We start from the raw sequence: 21,077 nt of genomic DNA, 5'->3' as shown, positions 1-21,077 counted from the left end.
AATCAAAAATATTAACACGCGATCGCTAGTAGCTTCACGTATATAGAAAGGAGCTAAAAAACTAGTATCTAAGTAAATCAATACCTAGCCTCACTTCGTAGAGTTTGCAAAGTTTCTAAGCTGCTAGTTGTAGCTATTGGTTGACTTTTCCTAAGTTGAGATCTAGATTTCAGCTTCCCCTTAATCTTTCCCCGAACGCTTGAACAATCTATTGATTCTTGATCGATAGTACATAACTTAGCGATCGCCTTTCCTTCACGAGTAATAATTACCTCTTCTCCTTGTTCCACTTGACTGAGAATTTGGCTCAAGCTTGCCTCAAAATCAGCAACAGTTAACTTTATCATCAAATTATCTCCCTTTGCCCATCTCTTTTTATATTGTACGATCGCGTAGCGTGCTCTCTTGCATATCGCACTCCCTCCCCAATCCTTCAACCAAAGTGCGATCGCATATTACCATCTCCCATTACTTCCCACCGCCAACTCTCTCTAAATTAGTACTTTCAAAAGCTGCCAAAATTTCTGACTCTGTTGTTCCTTCCTGTAATTCAATATAGTAATTGTATCCTTGGTCGTAAAAAATTAGCCTCTGACTTTTAGGAACTAAAGAACGAAACCAAATTGCAAATTTAGCACAATTTTCTAAATAGCCCTCTAAACTTATTCCCTGTCCATCTCGGTGTAAAGCTCCATCGAGCTTTAAGCTCTCTCCTGGGATTTGTGTAAACCATTCTATCTGATAATAATCATCAGAGTTATTAACTTCCTGAATTTGAATATTTGACCACTTTTTTAAAATATTGTTAACAAAATCTTCACGATTTATTTTCCAATCTGTTTCTTCTGGCGGAGTTATTAAGTATTCCATTAGTATTTCTCCTCTTGCATTAAGACCTAACAACAACAGAACCAGGGAGCTTATATTTACTCAGCAAACTTTTAAAAAACGGTACGGCTTCTTCAATATTAACAATTACCTGCAATTCCACTACTGGCGTATTAACATCATTAATTACTGCCGCATACCGCCGAAATTCGTTTTCTACATCATTAACTGCCTTAGTACGTATAAAAGGTGGTATGTTTGAATCACTCACATAAGGGCTATTTTTGGGATTTTCCACAAATTTTGCTTCTAGTAATTGCCCCGCTTGAGCATTTATCCCATCAGCCCATATTTGTTCTTCTCCATCCCTCACTTGTACTTCTTCTGAACCGCAATATCTAATTTGAAATTGATAGCGTTGATTATAGCTGGGAGTTGCTCTTTTAGGAAAATCTTTCATCCAGTTTTCAACACTGGTAGTATAGTCATCCATTAGGAGTATAGTCTAAATCTTTACTGTCAAGTTTACGATAATATTCTTCCATTTCTGCGTCGAGTTCCCGACGATAAGCTTCTATGTGAGCTAATACTTCATCAAAGTATGGATTGTCTTTAGCAGCACCAGCAAATCTTAACCAAGGGTTGTCTGCATGGCGAGGTTCAACTTCCAAGGGAATAATTTCTGCTTCAATGCGTCGGATATCTTCTTCAAGTTCAGCAAAAAATTCTTCTCCATCAACTACTTCACCACGTTCTGATGCTTCAATACCTTCTCTGATTTTTGCCTTCAATTCTGCCAAACGTTCTGATTGAGTGCGATCGCGTTCTCTTAATAACCACAAAGCTTCTTCTACTACTTCATCTGCTGATGAATATCTCCCGCTTTTTACCCGTTCATCGATAAATTCTTCTAGCTCTTTTCTTAAGGATACATTTATAAATTGCTCCTAATTTACTCATCTCTTTTTAGTTATAATATCGCATTTTACATTATCAGTTCGATCGCGTAGCGTGCCGTAAGCGTATCGCCCACCCTCCCCCATCCTGTAATCAAAGTGCGATCGCACTAATCCTCAAAACTACTAAAATACATATAAAGCAACAAACTTATCGATTATGACCCTCACCATACCCGATGACATCCTGACAGCAGCAAAAATAACAGAAGAAGAATTAAAACTGGAAATTGCTATTCTTCTCTATCAACAAAAGAAACTCAGCATTGGTAAAGCGCGTCACCTAGCTGGAATGCACTTAATTGAATTCCAGAAAGAACTATCTCGTCGGGAAATCTGCATCAACTACGATGTCGAAGACTTGCAAGCTGATATAGAAACCTTAAAAGAACTAGGATATTTGTGACAGTCGTTAGCAATACTTCTCCCATTACCAACTTAGCAGCAGTAGGACAACTCAACCTGTTGCAACAGCTTTTTGAAACCATTATCATTCCCCAAGCAGTTTATGATGAAATGGCTAGTTTGGGATATTCAGTTCCAGGTACGATCGAAGTGCAAACTTTTCCCTGGATTCAAACTCAACAAGTCACCAATCGCATCCTTGTTACACAGCTTCAGACAGAAATTGATCCGGGTGAATCTGAAGCGATCGCACTTGCTATAGAATTATCAGCAGAACAACTTTTAATAGATGATTATTTGGGTAGAATAGCAGCTTCTCGGTTAGGACTTAAAATAACTGGAATATTAGGAATACTACTCACCTCTAAACGTGAAGGATTAATTTTAGCTGTCAAACCTTTGATGGATGATTTAATTACACAAGCAGGTTTCCGAATTAGCGATCGACTTTATACTAATATTTTGCAAATTGCCGGAGAGTAAAAAAATCTGAAACAAGCGATATCGTTAGCTGCGTATTGTAAGTTAAATAGCTGGTTTCGTTCGCTCGCACTCCATCCCCAATCCTGCAATCAAAGTGCGATCGCATATTACCATCTCTCATTAATTTTTACCGCCAACTCTCTCTAAATTGGCACTTACTCAAAACTCCTAAAATCCCAATTCTTCAACTATTATTTTACTTGAATATACTCATCACCTGTTAAACTTTTCCGGCATTGTCTAAATTCTTCAAATAATTCAAAAAAACTATTTAGTGCTTCCCGCTCATCCTGAGAAAAAAACAAAATTATATTAGCCCAAGATTGAGAAGATTTTATCCCAAATTTTTCCTGAATCCATTCTTGAAATCCATCTAGCGGGTTTTCCACTGTCAAAGGTACGCCAAGCTGGTACTGCGCTACATTATATCCAGATAAAAAAGCTTGAAGACAAACGATTGATGGTCTACCTAAATAAGCAGCTGGTTTCTTTTTGATTTTTTCCAAAATATCACCTAGATAATCCATCGCCGACTTCCTTTCCTTCCGCTTATCAACTATCTAAATTATAAACCAATTAAAACTCTGTTTCTATCACCGTAAATTTGCCATTAAAATCTTCTACCAAAGGCCCGCCAAAACTATTGAGCCATTCTTGTTTAGGAATTCCATCAGGATAGAGGTTGTCAAAAACTGTTTCAACTCTTCCTAATTCATTTTCTATCTGTATAACTATGCCTTGATGAAAACCATTGAGAGCAATTTGTCGATCGCTTCCTATCGGATTAGTAATAATTGCAAAAGGTAATCTATCGGTATTAGTACTAATTTTTATTAATTTACCTTGAATTCCTTCTCTTTGCAAATACCTTTGGATATATTGAGAGCATTCCAGACATTGAAAATTTCTATAGGTTCTAGCAATCTGCCTAATCTCTTCAATTTGCTCCTCAGTCATAGCGATAATTACTTAAAATATCTAAACACATTGTTTCCCTGACTCAGCTTGCTGCATTTCTGTTATCCGCGTTACTTCTAGTAATATAAATGGAACCTGTAGGAATAGCGATCGCAGCTATCATAAAAATACAGAAGTAGGGACACGGCATAATTCAGCTTTTTTTCTGTAACGAGATATATATGATGCCTTGTCCCTACCCTAATTAAAAAACCTCTAAACTTTAACTATGTTTCCCACAATAACTGACAAAGTACATTGGATAACCGCTGACTTGGAACTATTCCCCAATGATGGCAAACGCTATGAAATAATTAATGGAGAATTATTTGTGACAATAGCACCTGACTGGAAGCATCAAGAAGTCTGCGTAAAAATTGCTACTGAGTTAGAAATTTGGTCAACTCAGACTAATAGCGGGAGAACTGCTTTCGCCCCAGGAATTATTTTTACAGATGCAGATAATGTGATTCCTGATGTAGTTTGGGTTAGTAAAGAAAGGTTAGCAGAAATATTAGATGAAGCCGGACATTTAACAGGTGCGCCAGAATTGATTATTGAAGTTCTTTCTCCCGGAGAAAAGCAGGAAAGAAGAGATCGAGAATTAAAATTAAAGCTGTATTCCTCTCAAGGTGTAAGAGAATATTGGATATTCGATCGCCAACAAATCAAAATAGAAATTTATCGTCGGGAAAACGGAATTTTAAGATTAGCTGTTACTTTATATCAAGAAGATAATTTAACTAGTCCTCTTTTACCGGGATTTAGTTGTCCTGTGGGGCGATTATTTAGTAGTGTGATTCAGGTGAGTTAGTGCGTGCGATCGCATATTGAGCAATTTTCAGGTAAGTGAGGTACAAAGAAACCCGGTTTCTTCAAGAAACCGGGTTTCTGGGTGTGGTTTCTCAGTCGCCACCCCAAAAAAATGCGACTACCCGAAAACTCCGAGTAGTCACACAAATCTTTTGAAATCAAACTATTTAACTCTTTATCTAAAACCAACCGCAGCTTGCCAAACGAAAGCCAACAGTAAGAAAAACACGGGGATAATCGGGAGAACATCCACCAGTGGATCGAACGCCGAAAAAGCTTCAGGCAATTTTGCTAGTAAGAGCGCCGCTTCCATCAATTAACCTTCCTTTCCAACACAGTTTTAAGAATTGCCATATATCTTAACATGATAGGGTTCTAAAGAGATGGAGTTGGTGCAAGCCATTGGGCAAAATCTTCTGTAAAGCTACCACGCAAAATCCCTTCTCTAATTCTTTGAGTAAACCGCACTAACTCGGTAATATTGTGAATCGATAGCAGTGTATAAGCTAAAATCTCCCGACTTCGCACCAAATGACAGAGATAGGCGCGAGTGAAGTTCTGACAAGTATAACAATCGCAACTTTCATCCAAAGGCGTGAAATCTTCCCGAAACCGGGCATTTTTTAAATTCCAACGTTCGCCGCCCACCACAACCGTACCATGACGCGCCCAACGAGTCGGAATCACACAATCAAATAAGTCTATACCAGCTGCGATCGCTTGTACCATTTCCCGATAAGTTCCCACCCCCATCAAATAGCGGGGTTTTTCTGCGGGTAACATAGGTGCAGTCGCCCTAACAATCTTTTCTATTAATTCTGGAGGTTCTCCCACACTCACGCCACCGATCGCATAACCTGGAAGATCCAACTGGGTTAATGATACCGCAGCTTCCTGGCGCAAATCTAAAAACACTCCCCCTTGCACAATTCCAAACAACGCCTGATCTTGACGCTGATGAGCACTTATACAACGTTTCAACCAGCGGTAAGTTCTTTCTGTTGCCAATACTACATCTTCTCTGGTTGCTGGATAAGGCGGACATTCATCAAATGCCATAATTACATCCGCCCCTAGCGCATTTTGAATCTGAATAGATTTTTCCGGCGTTAACTCAATGATTCTGCCATCTCGCGGAGAACGGAAAGTCACACCATTTTCTGTTATTTTTCGTAATTCGCTTAAACTAAAAACTTGAAAGCCACCGGAATCAGTTAATATTGGCCCATTCCAAGCCATAAACTTATGCAAACCGCCTGCACCAGCCACAATTTGTTCCCCTGGTTGCAAATGCAGATGATAAGTATTCGCTAAAATCATCTGCGCCCCAGTCGCCTGCAACTGTTTCGGTGTCACAGTTTTTACAGTTGCCAAAGTTCCCACAGGCATAAAGCGGGGCGTTTCTACCTTACCATGAGGTGTCGAAAAAACTCCTGCTCTGGCTTGACTATTAGCACAGCAAGCTTGACAAACAAACGAAAAACTGCTATTCAAAATGTATCTTCACCTTCATCGTCAATCTGGAGATCCCACTTTGCTGAAAGCACTTGATCTACTACAGCTTCCAGGTCAGCAGCATTTAGATTAGCACTAGAATGGTCTTGCAGCAGATTGGTAAGAGGAATCAGTCGTAAACGGCGATGGTCTTGCACTAAATCGAAATAAGATTCACCTTCGGCAGACACTTTTAATTCTAAGTAATCAAAACTATCAACATTGAGGTAAAGTGCATGATTAGCTACCAGAGTGGAGCGTTGCGGATCGGAAAAGACTTCTAGGACATAGCCTTCACCCTGACTTTGTAGATTACCTTCTATCAGATGCAAATAACGAACATGACGCAAATCCATCAGGAGTCGTCGCATATCCAGTTTATTGACTACAATTCCGGTATCTATAATGCAGGGGGCTGGTAGCCGTTTGGAAGATTGCTCGTAACTCATAACCAAAAGCCTCTTATCTAATTCAGTCTTTATCTTGGCAAGGAAGTTGTATAACTCACAACAGGGGTGAAGCCCTACAGCCTTACTGAACTTTTAAAAGATGAACTTTGTCACCGATGCAATTTTAGTGTTGCCGATGGGCATACTAAACTTAGAAGCCAAGAAAATCCTGTTCAGTAACCCAACTAATTAGGTAACAATTGCCTACTACGATCGCTTCGTAGTAGGATTCTTCGTTAGGGATTTCCCTCAGACCTAAATTAGGTGACGAGATCATCTTATCCTAGAATTTTTCCGCAACCCATCATCAGATTTACCGAAATTACCGATCGACTTTTCTCCGTACTATAAAGGGGCAGGGGGGCAGGGGGGCAGGGGGGCAGAGGGGCAGAGGGGCAGAGGAGCACAAAGGAAAACTCAAAACTCAAAACTTACCCAGTCCTCAGTCCCTAGTCCCCAGTCCCCAGTCCCCAATCCCCAATTACCAATGACAAATGACAAATGACAAATGACTAAGAACAAACATTGGACTAAACAGGTGTTGGGATTTTTGCAGCAGCAAACGGCAACGTTAGCGGCTGCGATCGCATTTTATACCTGTTTACCTGTGCCAAATAGTTGGACGTTAGCATTTCGCGGTATCGCCCGTCTTGCACCTTTGATCGGATTGATGATTGGGGGAATACTGGGATTGTTAGATTCTGGCTTGCAGCTGTTGGGAATGCCAGTTTTAACCAAGTCGGTGATAGTAATTTTAGCGGGAATTGGTTTAACAGGTGGTTTGCACCTGGATGGGGCTATGGATACCGCCGATGGACTAGCTACACCCGATCCCAAAAGGCGCTTAGAGGTGATGTCAGATAGTCTGACAGGGGCATTTGGGGCAATGGCTGCGATCGCGATCATTTTACTCAAAACTGCTGCACTGCATGACATTCAATCCCATCGTTGGTTAGCTTTAATGGCAGTAGCAGGTTGGGGACGTTGGGGACAGTTAGTGGCAATTATCTGTTACCCTTACCTTAAGCCCACTGGTAAAGGCGCTATTCATAAAGAATCAAATCTTTCTGCCCGTGACTTGATACCGGGACTGTTGTTACTTTTGAGTTTGAGTGGATTTTTGTTAATTGTAGATAGCGATCGCTGGTTGATGTCAGTGGGAATGGCGTTTGGTGGAAGTGCGATCGCAGTTTTAACAGGTGCTTGGTTTAATTACAAATTAGGCGGTCATACAGGCGATACTTATGGGGCAGTTGTAGAGTGGACAGAAGCTTTGTTACTCTGCCTATTAGCCGGAATCTTTCCCAAATAATTACTTATCAGAAGGCACAAGGCACAAGGGAGAAGGCACAAGGCAGAAGAAAGTTTTGACGATCACCTTGTCCCCTTTTCCTTTTATCTTCCTGAACTATTTCAATTCTCAACCAATAACAAATGACAAATGACCAATGACCAATATCAATTAAATTGGTTTGAGGCGCATTACGCTTAACTTAAAATTACCTCCAGCTGTTTCGCCAAAAGCACGCACCCGAACGATGTAAGTTCCCGAATCTTTAATTCGAGTAAATAACAGTGAGTTTGTGGTTCCATCTGGGCCATCATCATTTTCTACCACAGTTACACCATTTCTCATCAGGGTTACAATGGTGTCAAAATTGTCCGAACTGAGATCGATCGCAATATTATCTCCAGCATTCAACTCTATACTATAGTCTCTAGCAAATCCGCCTTGTCCTGTAGGAATATCTTTTTCGGAGAGCGAATCTGAAACTTCACCGTTAGCTGGTAAAGGAAGGGGGTTGTATAGTTGCTTTTGAGCTTTGACAGTCGGAGCAGTATTTGCCAGAATCAGCAAAGTTGCAGGTAAAACGAGAAAGTAGCTAAAACGAGCTAAAGAATTCTGCATCATGATGAAGCGCAGTAACCTCGCAAAAAAAGCATAAGCTTGTCAATTGTGCCATATAGAAGAAGGCAGAAGGTAAAAGCCAACAGAAGCAATAGTTTCCCCAATTAAGAATGTACTAACCTCAACTTCACTGGCGATATTTTCTTTATCTGAGAGTCAAGGACTGTGCCACAAATTTTTCCGAGGTAGCGATCGCCACTATCCCACAAACTTTAATATTAGATTTACGCAGGGTATCAGCTGCCTCTAGTGCTGTAGCTCCAGTCGTATAAATATCATCTAACAACAACACTTCCGCTTTCGGATGTCGCTGGCGAAAACCTTTCCCAATTTTAAAAGCTCCTACTAGACTTTCTCTTCTTTCAATGGCAGATTTACTATGTAGCGCCTCTGTTTGTGAGATGCGTTCTAAACCATCTTTTTGTAAAGGTATATTAGTTATCTGACAAAAACTTGCTGCTAATAATTCTGCTTGGTTAAAGCCTCGAATTTGCAATTTATTAGGATGCAGGGGAATGGGTACAACAATCAAATTTTTCCCCAAGTTTAACCGAGATTTTAGCCAAGTTTCTCCTAACCAAAAACCTAAAGGTTGAGCTATTTTTGGTTGTTTGTCGTATTTAAGAGCCCACAAAGCTCGTTTTAGGGAACCATTGTAAGTTCCCCAAGGAAAAACGGGGAAATCATTTCCCCAAAACTTTTCCGGTTGAGCTATTTGACAGCGTTTTAATTGTTTTTGACAATAGGTACAAAAATCAGTTGCAGTGGGACGCTGACATAAGGGACATTGGGATTGCTGAAATAAATCTAGCAATCCTTGGTAGCACTGTTTCCAGAATTTCATTAGCTACTCACTAACGTTTCAAAACGCTCATCTTCGCGAATTTTGTCAAAGTCAGGATCTTCTTGAGCTTTGATTTTATACTCATCAGGGTTTAATTGCATAGCTGCTAACAAATTTTCAATTGCTAGTTCTACTTTGCCTTGTTGAGCATAACAACAAGCTTTGTTATATAAAGCTTTGTGTTCATTAGGTTTAAATTCTAGGACTTTGTTGTAAGCTGCGATCGCTTCTTCCAATAAACCTATTTGTGCTAAAGTCAGACCTCGATGAAACCAAGTTTTGTAATCCTCAAAGTCAGCCGCAAAAGTTTTATCAAAAGAAGCCATAGCTTCTTCATGATTACCAATTCTCCAACAAGCTACACCTCGGTTGTACCAAGCTGGATTAGCATCTGGTTTAATTTGTAAAGCTTTGTCAAAACTGACGATCGCTTTTTGATGAGATCCAAAATGACTTAATGTAATACCTCGGTTATACCAACAATTAAAATCATCGGGATTAAATTCTAACGCTCTATCAAAACTATTTAACGCTTCTTCATAGCGACCGACTTTACCCAAAGCAATCCCTAAATTATACCAAGCCCAATAAGCTTGCGGTTGTAATTTTACAGATTGCTCGAAACTCATAATAGCTTTTTGATAATTCCCCAGATCGCTCCAGGTAATACCGCGATTATGCCAGCTATTGGCGGAATCTGGGTTGAATTCTAACGCTATATCGAAACTGTTCAAAGCTTCTTCATGACGATTCAATTTTCCTAGCGCTATCCCCCGGTTATGCCACACCCAGGAGGTATCTGGTTTAATGGCTAAAGCTCTACTAAAACTGATTAGTGCTTCTTCATGGCGACCTAAGTTTCCTAGTGCAAATCCTCGCTGGCAAAGAGCGCTATGATAGTCAGGATCGATGTTTAGGGCAGTATCAAAGCTCATCAGTGCCTCTTCATAGTTTCTTTTCTCGCTTAGACGTAACCCGTGTTGCAAAAAGAATTGGGCTTCTAGTTTGGTTGTTTGGCTCATAAAACTTGTCATCACTCTTCCGGCATATTTGTTCCTTTTTTCTAGAATGCCCAAAATTTGCCGAGGAATCAACAACCAAACAAAGAAAAACTAAATGATACTGAAGAGAATTTTCCGGCTTTATCCTTGATTTAGCTTAGATATCTTACGGATACTAGGGCAGAGGGGCAGGGGAGCAGGGGAGCAGGGGAGCAGGGGGGCAGGGGTGCAGGGGGGCAGGGGTGCAGGGGAGCAGGGGGGCAGGGGTGCAGGGGAGCAGGGGGGCAGGGGTGCAGGGGGGCAAGAAAACTTCTTAACTCAAAACTCAAAACTCAAAACTCAAAACTCAAAACTTCCCCAGTCCCCAGTCCGCGTTAAAGCGTACAAAGCTAATTGATTAGTTCGGTGTCAGACCTGACTATAAAATTAGTAACTATTGTGGAAAAATCAGATTTACAGCAAAGAAAGATGACAGAAATAGATAATGCAGCTTACCGCATAGAAAAGGATTCTATGGGGGAACGGCAAATTCCGGCGGGTGCTTACTATGGAATTCAAACTCTCCGGGCGACGGAAAATTTTCCGATTAGTGGAATTAAACCTTTATCGACTTATGTTGATGCTGGGGTGCTCATCAAGAAGGCAACGGCGATCGCAAATGGCGAACTCGGTTGCATATCTAAGGAAATTAGTCAAGCGATCGTGCAAGCTGCTGATGAGGTTTTATCGGGGAAATTGCGCGATCAGTTTGTGGTGGATGTTTACCAAGCTGGTGCGGGTACTTCCCATCACATGAATATTAACGAAGTGCTGGCAAATCGGGCGTTAGAACTTCTGGGCGACGAAAAGGGTAATTACAAACGCATTAGTCCTAACGATCATGTTAATTACGGTCAATCTACCAATGATGTGATTCCGACGGCAATTAGAATTGGCGGACTTTTGGCGTTGGAAAAAACTCTGTTTCCCGCTTTGTCAGATGCGATCGCAGCATTAGACACCAAAGCCGAACAATTCCAAGATATAGTAAAATCTGGTAGAACTCACCTGCAAGATGCGGTTCCCGTGCGGTTGGGAGAAAATTTCCGCGCTTGGGCACAAATTCTGGCAGATCATTTAGTTCGCATCGAAACTGCTTCAGGAGATTTGGCTTTACTCGGCTTAGGCGGAAGTGCAGCGGGTACGGGATTAAATACTCATCCCCAATATCGCTTTCGAGTAGCGGAAATTCTCTCAGAATTGATTGGCATTCCGTTAAGGACTGCGCCACACTTAATGGCAGCAATGCAGAGTATGGCACCTTTTGTTAATGTTTCTGGGGCGTTGCGGAATTTAGCGCAAGATTTGGTGAAAATTTCCTCTGATTTAAGGTTAATGGATTCGGGGCCAAAAACGGGTTTTAAAGAAATTCAATTACCGCCTGTACAACCGGGTTCTTCGATTATGCCGGGAAAATATAATCCGGTAATGGCGGAAATGATTTCGATGGTGTGTTTTCAGGTGATGGGTTATGATACGGCGATCGCTTTTGCTGCTCAAGCTGGACAATTAGAATTAAATGTGATGATGCCGTTAATTGCCTACGATTTGATTCACAGCATCGAAATTTTGGGTAATGCGATTTCGGCTTTGACGCAACAATGTTTAGTGGGGATTACGGCAAATAGCGATCGATGTTTAGCTTATGCTGAAGGCAGTTTAGCTTTAGTCACCGCTTTAAATACTCACATTGGTTATCTCAACGCCGCTGCTGTCGCTAAAGAATCTTTAGAAACTGGAAAATCTTTGCGCCAAATTGTCTTAGAACGAGGTTTAATGAGTGCAGAAGAGTTAGCGCAAGTATTAGATTTAGAGAAAATGAGTGCTATGCCTGTTAACAATTCTGATTAAAAGTTTTGGGGACTGGGGACTGGGGACTGGGGACTAGGGACTGGGATTACTTACACATTAAGCTTTTCAGAGATTAATCAAGTTTACGATCGCCGTAAGTAATAGATAGCCAATTCTGTTCCCTGTTCCCTGTTCCTTTCCCTCACCCAAATGTCCCAGTTTAGACGTAGTAGGAGAGTTAAAAAATGCACAGTCAGGATAGTTCTATACAAGTAAATTTTCTGTTTCGAGATGGTCATTCAGAATCTTTTAAATTACCTCTATCACCTCAAGAATTTCAACAACAATTAGAAGGTTTGTTAGCTAAACCTTGGTTAACTTTCCATTTGCGCGATCAAACTGTTGTGATTAGTACTGCCCAAATCATGAAAGTGGAAATTAAACCACCTCTCTCCCAACTTGAAGGAGAAGGCATTTTCGCCAATAGCGAACGAGTAACTGCACTCAACAGAGGAGTACGCTAGAATGCAGGGATTGGGGAGCAGGGGAGCAGGGGAGCAGAGGAGCAGGGGGGCAGAGGAGCAAAAGAAAAAATTTATCTTGTTTTCTGTTTCCTGTTTCCCTTTAACCATCTAACAATCTACTTTCGGGCTAATAGCTCAATTTGATTAAAAAACTGAAAGCTAGATACTCAATTCAATTTACTTCTCCCCTGCCCCCCTGCTCCTCTGCCCCCCTGCCCCCCTGCCCCCCTGCTCCTCTGCCCCCCTGCCCCTCTGCCTTTCTTCAGGAGTGATTATGCAACCAACTGTAAGTTTAATTAAGGCTAATTCTTACGAGTTAAAAAGTTTGCGGGAGTCGTTAGAAACACTGTTGGAACCTTTGGGAGGAATGAGGAGTTTTGTTAAGAAGGGCGATCGCGTTTTGCTAAAACCTAATTTACTCACAGGTTCTCGTCCAACTAAAGAATGTGTGACTCGTCCCGAAATTGTTTACTGTGTAGTTCAAATGGTAAGAGAAGCTGGGGGTGAACCTTTTTTAGGTGATAGTCCGGCTTTTGGTAGTGCTTTGGGAGTGGCGAAAGCTAATGGTTATTTGCCATTACTTGAAGAACTAAATGTGCCAATTACTGATTTTAGTGGAAAGCGTTACCAAACTGTTAGCGAACAGTTTAATCACTTGTTACTTTCTCCTGAAGCTATGAATGCAGATGTGGTAATTAACTTGCCTAAGTTAAAATCTCATGTGCAGCTAACTATGACTATGGGAGTGAAAAATTTGTTCGGTTGTGTACCGGGAAAAATGAAAGCTTGGTGGCACACGGAAGCTGGCAAGGATAGTGCTAGATTTGGGCAAATGTTGGTAGAAACTGCCAGAACTATTAATCCTAAATTAACAATTTTAGATGGTATTATCGGTCATGAGGGTAATGGCCCTAGTGGTGGGGAACCTCGCCAGTTAGGGGTTTTGGCTGCTTCGGCTGATGTTTTTGCTTTGGATCGGGCGATCGTGGAAATTGTCAATGTCGATCCTTTGCGTGTGCCTACAGTTGCCGCTTCTATGAGGTTGGGTCTTTGTTCTAATTTAGCAGCGATCGATTTTCCCCTATTACAACCGCAGGATTTAAAGGTGCTCGATTGGAGGTTGCCCGATCGCATGATGCCGATCGATTTTGGCTTACCCCGTGTCCTGAAATCTACCTTTAAACATTTTTACATTCGATTCATCAAGGAACCTTTGGCTGCTTACTCAGGTCGGTAGATTCTGTTGAGTATAAACACCTAAAAATAAAGTTTGTAGAGACATTAAATTTTGTAGAGACGTTGTATACAACGTCTCTACCCCTGGTTAGAAATCGAAAATCTAAAATCGCATCACTTCTGCCAGAAGGCTAATGTTTAGGGAATTTGAGAGCTATCTAAAGTAAATCTTAAGAATGATTTAGGTGCAGATTGTTTTCTAAGAGACAACCTGACTGTGAAGATTAGGTAAAATGTAAATGGGGAATAATATTCCTCAAGTTTTTTTCTTATTCTTTCTGCTGAATTGACCTATAAACTCAGTTCACTTACTACTTTATGAACTCTAGTGACCCTGCTCCTTCCCCTGAACGACCGCCTCAACGGTTGGCAGATATTGTGGGAACAGTCATTGCTTTAATCACCCTGACTTTACCTTTCTTTGTAATTGCACACTACTCTTCAGACAGTGTTGAAGTTTTGCAGCAAATTACATATCCACTACCTAACCAGAAGGAATGATATCAGAGATGCCCCCTTGAGTAAACCTGTTAATGATTAATTTTTGGGGAATTGACCGAAGATGATATCTGGTGTCGGTATTCCCCTAAAATGCTACACGGGGGAGGTGAAATCTATGATTTAGGAACGAGACGTTTCATGAAACGTCTCTACAACCTCTCCCCGTAATTGCTTTAGTTTAGAGGACTTTACACAGTGGACTTATCGCTCATTCCCGCTCAACCGAAATTAGGTTTGATTAACGTTTTGATTGAAATTCCAGCAGGAAGTAAGAATAAGTACGAGTTCGACAAGGATATGCAAGCGTTTGCTTTGGACAGAGTACTTTATTCTTCTGTTCAGTATCCCTACGATTATGGTTTTGTGCCCAATACTTTGGCTGATGATGGCGACCCGCTCGATGGTATGGTAATTATGGATCAGCCTACTTTTCCGGGTTGTGTGATTGCGGCGCGACCGATCGGGATGTTAGAAATGGTCGATGGTGGCGATCGCGATGAGAAAATTCTCTGCGTACCAGACAAAGATCCGCGTTACGCTAATGTAAAATCTCTCAAAGACATTCAACAACACCGTTTGGATGAGATTGCTGAGTTTTTCCAATCGTACAAAAATCTGGAAAAGAAAGAAGTTAAAATCTTGGGTTGGCAAGATGTTGACAAAGTAATGCCTCTAGTTGAAGAGTGCGTCAAAGCCTATAAGTAACTAAAATGGTCATTGGGGATTGGGGATTTGGTGAAGTGGAATGACAGGCAAGATGCCTGTCCTACAGGAATAATAACCAACAACCAATGACCAACAACCAATGACCAACAACCAATGACCAATGAGATAATCTAAATCGATGCAGCGATCGCTTCTTTCGGCCAAAATTCATAATTGCACTCTTACAGATGCAAATATTAATTACATGGGTAGCATTAGTATCGATAAAACTTTATTAGATGCTGCGGGGATATTGCCTTATGAACAGGTGCAAGTAGTTAATATTGCGAATGGGGAAAGGTTTATTACTTATGCTATTAGTGCGCCAGCTAATTCTGGGGCGATCGAATTAAATGGGGCAGCGGCTAGATTGGGTGTTAAGGGCGATCGATTAATTATTATGACTTACGCCCAATTTACTGAGGAAGAATTGAAAAATTACTATCCGACTGTGGTGATGGTAGATCAAAATAACCGCATTTTAGAAGTGCGTCGTTATGTAAATGAATTATTTAAAGATTCGGTAATAGTTTGAATATTATTGGGCGATTGAAATACGTGCTACGCACACGCACTCGCGTTCGCAGCTACACAAAACTTTCTTAACCTGCGGAGGCAGGTTTTGTTTGTATAGCCCTGGACTTTAGTCCTGGGGGCAAAAATAATTAGGATTTTTCAAACTTTAAATCCATTGGTGTATTGCAATTCCACAACATTTCTTGGGAAGCTTGACTAACTGGAATAGTTGCCACTTTTGTCTGTTCTAACCATTTTTGAAACGAGTTACCACCTTGTTGAATAAACTGTTGTAAATTCGGTAAGGCGGAACGGCGATAAAAGGCGCATAAAGGTTCCCATCTTGCTTGTTGATGTGGTACTACAGCTAAATTTTCATCAGAAATTTGCGTTAAATTTGCGATCCAATTTTGCAGGATATTAGTTTGCAGTAAAGGTAAGTCGCAACCTAAGAGTAACACCCATTCTGAGGATATTTTTTCTAGTCCTTCAGCTAATCCTAATAATGGCCCTTGTCCGGGGTGAGTTTCTGTAATAAATTGACATTTTTCGGGGACAATTTTCTGGTATTTTTCCGCCCAAGGTGTGAGAATATAAACTTGCTCACAGCATTGAGTTGCAACTTGGGAAACTCTAGTTAATAAAGGTATGCCATCCCAAGGTATGAGTGCTTTATCTTCACCCATTCTAGTACTGCGACCACCTGCTAAAATTAATGCTGAAATATCCAATGTATAATACCCCCTGAAGCTGAATAATTTAATTTCTAATAAGTAGAACCTTTGGGAATTTTTGACGCTAAATGGTGGCGTTCCTGCAAAAATTCTGACAATAAATCAAAAATCATTTCAAACCCATGAGTTTCATTACTTGAGTAAAGTAGGATAATTTTAGCCCATGAAGCTGAGGTATTAACAGCAAATCTTTTCTGCAACCAAGGTTGAAATTCGTGAAATTCCTTTTCTTCATCACCCAGAGGAATGCCCATATCTTGGCAAGCACGTCTGTAACCGCACAGGAACATAAAAAGGTCGGAAACAGAAGGATAACCAATATACATTCCTGGTCTTGCTTTGATTTTTTGCAGCAGTTGGTAAAGTGATATCATTTATTAAGATGAAAAACCAAATATTTCTTAGGTTTTATAAGCTAGTTGCAAAGCTGCGATCGCACCTCGAATTTCCTCTAACTTTTGAGCAGCATTTTTGTTATTAATCATCTCTTTCGTGATAGCAATTCCTGCTTCCATTGTTGGGCAAATACCGCAATTCCAAAGGTAAAAACCACCGTTCCACATAGCAGATTGCATCATTTCTGATGGTTCACCTTTTAATACTGATTCTATTTGAGTAATTAATTCGTTAGTGGTGGGGGGAAGGGGCGGGTTAATGTTACTAAAACCGTAGTCGTTGTGGGATAAATGTAGGCGTTCTAATTCTGTGTTTTGTTTAATTATGCCGATAATGGCAGTGCGATCGCGCGGCAAATCACAACTCCCTTCTAAACCTTTAATTGTAGTTAAATAATAGGGAAATCCTCTTGTTTCCAAAGCACCACGAAACATATTTTCGGTGGGCGGATGGACAAAACCAGAGATAATATGAGCATCTCCGGCATAAGGACACCAGATTAATTCCATTGTGGCAAAAGGCGGACGTTTGCCAATTTGATCGCGGTAAGTAACTAATCCAGCGGCTAGGGGAAAATGATTAGGTAAGTAAATAAAACCTAATCCGGTACTTTCAAATATTTGCTGAGTTTCTGTTAAGGAAAGTTTTGTCCAATCTATTCCTAAACCTTGCCAAATTTCGATTAAAGGAATGCCTTCTTTGGTGGGCATTCGATCGCCTCCGTGCATAATTACTGGCACTCCGGCAGATGTTAAAATTAAGGCGGTGATTGGATTGATTGGTGCAGTGCGCGATCGCCCATCATAAGGTATTCCCATTACTATCACTGGGGAATTACTGCCTTTTTTCGGTTGTAATTTTGGCCCCAATTCGTAGTAAGCATCCAACATTCCCGCTAATTCTTCTCCTGTGGGGCGCTTGATGCGGTGGGCGATCATAAATGCGCCAATTTGTGCGGGTGTTGCTTCCGCTAACAGCATCATTTTTGTGGCTGCTGCTGCTTCTTGGCGAGTTAAATTTTCTCCGGTATGATTACCGCTTCCTACTTTTTTTAACAGTTCTCTAAAAGCTTTACTCATAATTGTTTTTCGTCATTGGTCATTGGTCATTGGTCATTGGTCATTGGTCATTTGTTTAAGTTTTTGACTAATGAACTTTGAATTAAGATTATATATTACTCTGAAATCATCAGGAATATTTTTTGTTGTTTGTTGAGGTTAGATGGCGATCGCATGAGACAACGGATTTTTAGTACTCGGAGAAGCTACCCCAGCCATTGTATTAGCTGAGTCTATACCAATTATTTTGTGAACTAAACTGCGGAAATGGGCAATGGGGGGAATTTGTAATCGATCGCAAGTTGTGACTAACACTACTTGGCGGTTTAATGTTGGTTGGCTGGTGGGTCTAACTGCTAATGTGGGATCGTAGTGAGCATCAAAAAGGGCGGTTTTTGGCAATAGGGCGATCGCATTGCCTTGGCGTACCATACCGCGAAAAGCATCCAAAGTATTTAATTCTAAAACTGCATTTAAGTTAGCACCTAAACGCTGAAAGTGATCTTGAATTAAGCGTTGCATTCCATAGCCAACTTTAAACACTATTTGCGGGTAATTAGTAATTTCTGTCCAAGGTATTTCTTGGTATTGGGCTAAGGGATGATCTGCTGCCATTAATACTTCAATTGGTTCGGTGTAAAGTGCATCTACTATTAATTCCGGGCTAGCAGTTAAGAAGCGATTATTCATCACAATAGCCACATCTACTAAACCATCTTTGAGCACTTTCAATGCGCGATCGCTTCCCAGAGAAGTTACTCGCAATTGTACCGCTGGGTAGTCTTGGCAAAATTTATGCAAAACAGGGGGTAAGTTGTAAGCACAAATTGAAGGAATAGCTGCTACACAAAGTTCAGGCTGCTTTCCTGTTAATAATTCTGCTAATTCTTGGGTAGCATTTTGCCATTCCTGACAAATTTTTTTGGCGTGAGGTAATAGTTTTTCCCCGCCTAATGTTAGCTTCGCTTGTGTACTCCTGTGAAACAGGGATAAACCTAAGTCTGCTTCTAAGGATTGGATCTGCCGACTGATGGTAGATTGGGTAACGTTACATTTTCGTGCAGCTTGCTGAAAACTGCCCGTTTCTGCGATCGCCAAAAATGCCTGTAATTGCTCTAGGCGCATGATTAATGATGTAGCTTGAATCACATTATGTCATGGAATGACGATAACTCATTTACAATAGCTTTTTAGTAGATTCTGATACAGCTTTGCAAGAGTTTGCCAGGAGATTGGAAAAATCTCTCTGTTGAGTAATTTGCCACTTCTTAGTTCCTTTGGCACCCACTCCGGCAAATTTCATCTTAATTTCATTTTTTATGGTTCACTATTTAATTAAGTTTTCTGTAAAAAGTTAGGTTTATTTTGGTTAGTTGACCTCTTGTTCAAAAGCAAGAATTGTAAGATAATCTCTCTTTATCTACCATGAGGAATCAAGGTGTAAAAATATGACGAATGATACAAGTGGGGAAACCGAGCGCGGTTTGAAAGCTGCCTTGGGTTTGGCGATCGCTTTAGGTATTTTCTTAATTATTCTGGGTGGAATTGCGATCGCTCGTCCATTTTTCGCTACTGTGGCAGCAACTCTTTTCTTGGGACTGTTATTGTTACTTAACGGGATTTTTCAGATAGTTTACTCTTTTCAAACTAATATTCGCGGCAATTTTTGGCTAAAATTTCTCGGTGGTCTGGTCTATTCTGTGGGTGGTTTGTTGATTATGTTCAATCCTCTACCAAGTTTAATAGCCTTAACTTTAGTAGTGGGAGTTTCGATTTTAGTTTCTAGTATTTTCCAAGTAATTTTAGCTTTTGAATTGCGTCCGGCGCGTCACTGGGATTGGGTGCTTTTGAGTGGAGTTTTAGGTATTATTCTCGGCATTTTGATTTGGCATCAATGGCCGGAAAACTCCACTTGGGCAATAGGGTTACTCTTAGGTATTAACCTAATTTTTGATGGGTTATGGATAATTTTATTCTCTTCAGCAGCCCGTAAAGCTTTAAGAGAAGTGTAAGGGGGAAAAGGGCAAGAGGGTCAACCGATTTTAGATTTGCGATTTTAGATTTTAGATTGACTGGGCACTTAAGGGCCAAGAAAAGAAAATTTCATATTTGGGATTTTAGATTTATTCCATCTTGAAAGACGGGGCTTGTACCAAAAAAAAATTCAAAATCTAAAATCTAAAATCTAAAATTATCGGTCAGAGGGGCAGGAAAAGTCCTTATATTCAGAACTCAAAACTCAAACTCTGTTGTTGTTAACCTTTAACCTTTTACCCTTTGCTTTTGCTCTTGTTTCTTTGAAGATTTAGCGCGAATCGATATTTTTTAAGAAGTCAGGATTTTTTCAATGCGGCGATCGGGAATCAGCCACATAATAGCAACTGAAACATACAGCAAGAAAGCCAACCATGTGTTGACAAAAGAAAGCGCAATTCCCAAGGCATAAATCACCATTGATATTTTGCCTTTAAAGTCTCCTCCAATTGCCTTTGCCAAAGTAGAATCTTTACCGTGATGAGCAATCAGAACCCGGCTTAGAATGTAGTAAGCGATCGCAGCACAAAAAAGTACAATGCCATAAGAGGCAACTGGCAAAGCAGCTAAATGGTTCTCGCCTGTCCATCCAGTGACGAAGGGAACGAGTGACAACCAAAACAGCAGATGCAAATTAGCCCACAAAACATTACCATTAACGTGCCGAACTGCCTGTAACAAGTGATGATGATTGTTCCAGTAGATACCAAGATAAATAAAACTAAGAACGTAGCTCAAAAATACGGGAATTAGCGGACGCAACGCAGCTAAATCAGCTTCATGAGGAACTTTCAATTCCAGTACCATAATTGTAATAATAATGGCGAGTACACCATCACTGAAAGCTTCTAATCTTCCTTTACTCATTTTCGCTGGCCTCAAACAAAGTTTGGTTATTTCGTACTGTAGCGTGTTTAGTGCGATCGATGTTTAAAATTATTCTACTGTCCAATCTTCAAAAGTTAAACCAGGGACTCTTTCAAAATCCTGACGATTGCGGGTGACTAAAGTTGCGTTTGGAGGAAATGGCGATCGAGGCAATCCGCAAATCTTGTGTACCAATAGGAATTCTTTGCCTAAGCAATTCTGCATAACAAGTGCTAGCATTGTTGTCAAAATCCAGTAAGGAGATACGTTTAAAATCTTCCAATGTATCGCGTAATTTAGCGTAAGCTAATACCAATTCTTCCCTTGAATTCGATCTTCTAAGTAGGTGCAAATAAATAAAGTGAAAATAGTTATCTATCAATGGGGCGGGCAAGATGCCCACCCCACAAGATTTTCAGCTTTCTTGTGGGGTGGGCTCTCCTAGCCCGCCCTTGTTTTACTTTATTTAGATCTACCTACTTAATACGATTAAGCCGTCCATATACTTGCTCTTCAAAGGTAATAATTGTTGTGGCA

At 40.6% G+C, this 21,077-nt stretch carries 29 protein-coding genes; 11 read left to right on the top strand and 18 right to left on the bottom strand.

Annotated features, from left to right (window positions below; genetic code table 11):
* Positions 1–77: 77 nt before the first annotated feature.
* From ACE1CI_RS21445 to ACE1CI_RS21430, 4 genes are all read right to left on the bottom strand, one after another.
* Positions 78–347 (bottom strand): type II toxin-antitoxin system Phd/YefM family antitoxin, encoded by a 270-nt coding sequence (locus ACE1CI_RS21445; protein ID WP_413261902.1) that lies wholly within the window; start codon positions 345–347, stop codon positions 78–80.
* Between the two features lie 121 nt (positions 348–468).
* Entirely contained in the window at positions 469–870 is a 402-nt protein-coding gene (locus ACE1CI_RS21440) for a hypothetical protein (RefSeq protein ID WP_413261901.1), read from the bottom strand.
* A 19-nt stretch (positions 871–889) separates the two neighbouring features.
* Positions 890–1,321, bottom strand: a complete 432-nt coding sequence (locus ACE1CI_RS21435; RefSeq protein ID WP_413261900.1) for a restriction endonuclease fold toxin-2 domain-containing protein — start codon at positions 1,319–1,321, stop codon at positions 890–892.
* The gene (locus ACE1CI_RS21430; protein ID WP_413261949.1) at positions 1,314–1,766 is read right to left on the bottom strand and encodes a type II toxin-antitoxin system ParD family antitoxin; all 453 of its coding nucleotides are present in this window, start codon (positions 1,764–1,766) and stop codon (positions 1,314–1,316) included. Before ACE1CI_RS21430 ends, ACE1CI_RS21435 begins: the two co-directional genes overlap by 8 nt.
* A 178-nt stretch (positions 1,767–1,944) precedes the next feature.
* Here ACE1CI_RS21430 and ACE1CI_RS21425 point away from each other — a divergent pair, with 178 nt between their 5' ends.
* Positions 1,945–2,190: a UPF0175 family protein gene (locus tag ACE1CI_RS21425; RefSeq protein WP_413261899.1), complete on the top strand. Its 246-nt coding sequence runs from the start codon at positions 1,945–1,947 to the stop codon at positions 2,188–2,190.
* The gene (locus ACE1CI_RS21420) at positions 2,187–2,672 is read left to right on the top strand and encodes a PIN domain-containing protein (RefSeq protein ID WP_413261898.1); all 486 of its coding nucleotides are present in this window, start codon (positions 2,187–2,189) and stop codon (positions 2,670–2,672) included. The genes ACE1CI_RS21425 and ACE1CI_RS21420 overlap by 4 nt, the downstream gene beginning before the upstream one ends.
* 191 nt (positions 2,673–2,863) lie before the next feature.
* Here ACE1CI_RS21420 and ACE1CI_RS21415 read toward each other — a convergent pair whose 3' ends face one another.
* Both ACE1CI_RS21415 and ACE1CI_RS21410 read right to left on the bottom strand, forming a co-directional pair.
* Positions 2,864–3,178, bottom strand: a complete 315-nt coding sequence (locus ACE1CI_RS21415) for a hypothetical protein (RefSeq protein ID WP_496615681.1) — start codon at positions 3,176–3,178, stop codon at positions 2,864–2,866.
* Positions 3,179–3,248: 70 nt separating this feature from the next.
* The gene (locus tag ACE1CI_RS21410; RefSeq protein WP_413261896.1) at positions 3,249–3,629 is read right to left on the bottom strand and encodes a papain fold toxin domain-containing protein; all 381 of its coding nucleotides are present in this window, start codon (positions 3,627–3,629) and stop codon (positions 3,249–3,251) included.
* A gap of 229 nt (positions 3,630–3,858) precedes the next feature.
* Here ACE1CI_RS21410 and ACE1CI_RS21405 point away from each other — a divergent pair, with 229 nt between their 5' ends.
* Entirely contained in the window at positions 3,859–4,443 is a 585-nt protein-coding gene (locus tag ACE1CI_RS21405) for a Uma2 family endonuclease (RefSeq protein WP_413261895.1), read from the top strand.
* 174 nt (positions 4,444–4,617) lie between these two features.
* On the opposite strand, the gene ACE1CI_RS21400 is transcribed toward ACE1CI_RS21405, so the two are convergent.
* From ACE1CI_RS21400 to ACE1CI_RS21390, 3 genes are all read right to left on the bottom strand, one after another.
* Positions 4,618–4,755, bottom strand: coding sequence for a photosystem II reaction center protein K (locus tag ACE1CI_RS21400; RefSeq protein WP_193983165.1), 138 nt, complete (start codon positions 4,753–4,755; stop codon positions 4,618–4,620).
* A 62-nt stretch (positions 4,756–4,817) separates the two neighbouring features.
* The gene (tgt, locus tag ACE1CI_RS21395) at positions 4,818–5,936 is read right to left on the bottom strand and encodes a tRNA guanosine(34) transglycosylase Tgt (RefSeq protein WP_413261894.1); all 1,119 of its coding nucleotides are present in this window, start codon (positions 5,934–5,936) and stop codon (positions 4,818–4,820) included.
* The gene (locus tag ACE1CI_RS21390; protein WP_413261893.1) at positions 5,933–6,385 is read right to left on the bottom strand and encodes a hypothetical protein; all 453 of its coding nucleotides are present in this window, start codon (positions 6,383–6,385) and stop codon (positions 5,933–5,935) included. Before ACE1CI_RS21390 ends, tgt begins: the two co-directional genes overlap by 4 nt.
* A 508-nt stretch (positions 6,386–6,893) precedes the next feature.
* Here ACE1CI_RS21390 and cobS point away from each other — a divergent pair.
* The gene (cobS, locus tag ACE1CI_RS21385) at positions 6,894–7,697 is read left to right on the top strand and encodes an adenosylcobinamide-GDP ribazoletransferase (RefSeq protein WP_413261892.1); all 804 of its coding nucleotides are present in this window, start codon (positions 6,894–6,896) and stop codon (positions 7,695–7,697) included.
* Between the two features lie 150 nt (positions 7,698–7,847).
* Here cobS and ACE1CI_RS21380 read toward each other — a convergent pair whose 3' ends face one another.
* The 3 genes from ACE1CI_RS21380 to ACE1CI_RS21370 all read right to left on the bottom strand — a co-directional run bounded on the left by ACE1CI_RS21380 (position 7,848) and on the right by ACE1CI_RS21370 (position 10,172).
* Positions 7,848–8,297 (bottom strand): PPC domain-containing protein, encoded by a 450-nt coding sequence (locus tag ACE1CI_RS21380; protein ID WP_413261891.1) that lies wholly within the window; start codon positions 8,295–8,297, stop codon positions 7,848–7,850.
* Between the two features lie 142 nt (positions 8,298–8,439).
* Complete coding sequence (locus tag ACE1CI_RS21375; protein ID WP_413261890.1) at positions 8,440–9,138, bottom strand: ComF family protein; 699 nt, start codon at positions 9,136–9,138, stop codon at positions 8,440–8,442.
* Positions 9,138–10,172, bottom strand: coding sequence for a tetratricopeptide repeat protein (locus tag ACE1CI_RS21370; protein WP_413261889.1), 1,035 nt, complete (start codon positions 10,170–10,172; stop codon positions 9,138–9,140). The genes ACE1CI_RS21375 and ACE1CI_RS21370 overlap by 1 nt, the downstream gene beginning before the upstream one ends.
* 435 nt (positions 10,173–10,607) lie before the next feature.
* Here ACE1CI_RS21370 and ACE1CI_RS21365 point away from each other — a divergent pair, with 435 nt between their 5' ends.
* The 6 genes from ACE1CI_RS21365 to panD all read left to right on the top strand — a co-directional run bounded on the left by ACE1CI_RS21365 (position 10,608) and on the right by panD (position 15,470).
* Entirely contained in the window at positions 10,608–12,029 is a 1,422-nt protein-coding gene (locus ACE1CI_RS21365; protein WP_413261948.1) for an aspartate ammonia-lyase, read from the top strand.
* A gap of 185 nt (positions 12,030–12,214) precedes the next feature.
* A complete protein-coding gene (locus ACE1CI_RS21360) occupies positions 12,215–12,493 on the top strand; it encodes a hypothetical protein (protein ID WP_413261888.1) in 279 nt (92 codons plus the stop codon).
* A gap of 274 nt (positions 12,494–12,767) precedes the next feature.
* Positions 12,768–13,730 (top strand): Npun_F2552 family protein, encoded by a 963-nt coding sequence (locus ACE1CI_RS21355; RefSeq protein WP_413261887.1) that lies wholly within the window; start codon positions 12,768–12,770, stop codon positions 13,728–13,730.
* Positions 13,731–14,047: 317 nt separating this feature from the next.
* Positions 14,048–14,230, top strand: a complete 183-nt coding sequence (locus tag ACE1CI_RS21350; protein WP_413261886.1) for a TLTLP motif-containing protein — start codon at positions 14,048–14,050, stop codon at positions 14,228–14,230.
* Positions 14,231–14,425: 195 nt separating this feature from the next.
* A complete protein-coding gene (locus ACE1CI_RS21345; RefSeq protein WP_193984409.1) occupies positions 14,426–14,935 on the top strand; it encodes an inorganic diphosphatase in 510 nt (169 codons plus the stop codon).
* 139 nt (positions 14,936–15,074) lie between these two features.
* On the top strand, positions 15,075–15,470 hold the full coding sequence (panD, locus tag ACE1CI_RS21340) for an aspartate 1-decarboxylase (RefSeq protein WP_413261885.1): 396 nt from the start codon (positions 15,075–15,077) through the stop codon (positions 15,468–15,470).
* Positions 15,471–15,600: 130 nt separating this feature from the next.
* Here panD and ACE1CI_RS21335 read toward each other — a convergent pair whose 3' ends face one another.
* From ACE1CI_RS21335 to ACE1CI_RS21320, 4 genes are all read right to left on the bottom strand, one after another.
* Positions 15,601–16,182: a molybdenum cofactor guanylyltransferase gene (locus ACE1CI_RS21335; protein ID WP_413261884.1), complete on the bottom strand. Its 582-nt coding sequence runs from the start codon at positions 16,180–16,182 to the stop codon at positions 15,601–15,603.
* A gap of 35 nt (positions 16,183–16,217) precedes the next feature.
* Positions 16,218–16,559, bottom strand: a complete 342-nt coding sequence (locus tag ACE1CI_RS21330; RefSeq protein WP_413261883.1) for a hypothetical protein — start codon at positions 16,557–16,559, stop codon at positions 16,218–16,220.
* Between the two features lie 27 nt (positions 16,560–16,586).
* Entirely contained in the window at positions 16,587–17,660 is a 1,074-nt protein-coding gene (locus tag ACE1CI_RS21325) for an anthranilate phosphoribosyltransferase family protein (RefSeq protein ID WP_413261882.1), read from the bottom strand.
* Positions 17,661–17,798: 138 nt separating this feature from the next.
* Positions 17,799–18,764 (bottom strand): LysR family transcriptional regulator, encoded by a 966-nt coding sequence (locus tag ACE1CI_RS21320; protein WP_413261947.1) that lies wholly within the window; start codon positions 18,762–18,764, stop codon positions 17,799–17,801.
* A gap of 323 nt (positions 18,765–19,087) precedes the next feature.
* Between ACE1CI_RS21320 and ACE1CI_RS21315 the strand changes: the two genes are divergently transcribed.
* Positions 19,088–19,651: an HdeD family acid-resistance protein gene (locus ACE1CI_RS21315; protein ID WP_413261881.1), complete on the top strand. Its 564-nt coding sequence runs from the start codon at positions 19,088–19,090 to the stop codon at positions 19,649–19,651.
* Between the two features lie 313 nt (positions 19,652–19,964).
* On the opposite strand, the gene ACE1CI_RS21310 is transcribed toward ACE1CI_RS21315, so the two are convergent.
* Together ACE1CI_RS21310 and ACE1CI_RS21305 are read right to left on the bottom strand one after the other, a co-directional pair.
* Positions 19,965–20,540: a TMEM175 family protein gene (locus ACE1CI_RS21310; RefSeq protein WP_413261880.1), complete on the bottom strand. Its 576-nt coding sequence runs from the start codon at positions 20,538–20,540 to the stop codon at positions 19,965–19,967.
* 69 nt (positions 20,541–20,609) lie between these two features.
* Positions 20,610–20,780, bottom strand: a complete 171-nt coding sequence (locus tag ACE1CI_RS21305) for a hypothetical protein (RefSeq protein WP_413261879.1) — start codon at positions 20,778–20,780, stop codon at positions 20,610–20,612.
* Between the last annotated feature and the right edge of the window lie 297 nt (positions 20,781–21,077).

Origin of the sequence: Floridaenema flaviceps BLCC-F50 (genome assembly GCF_041929275.2) — a bacterium.
Taxonomy (GTDB): domain Bacteria; phylum Cyanobacteriota; class Cyanobacteriia; order Cyanobacteriales; family Aerosakkonemataceae; genus Floridanema; species Floridanema flaviceps.
The sequence above is the reverse complement of the archived record's forward strand: the minus strand, read 5'-3'. Positions and strand labels throughout refer to the sequence as shown.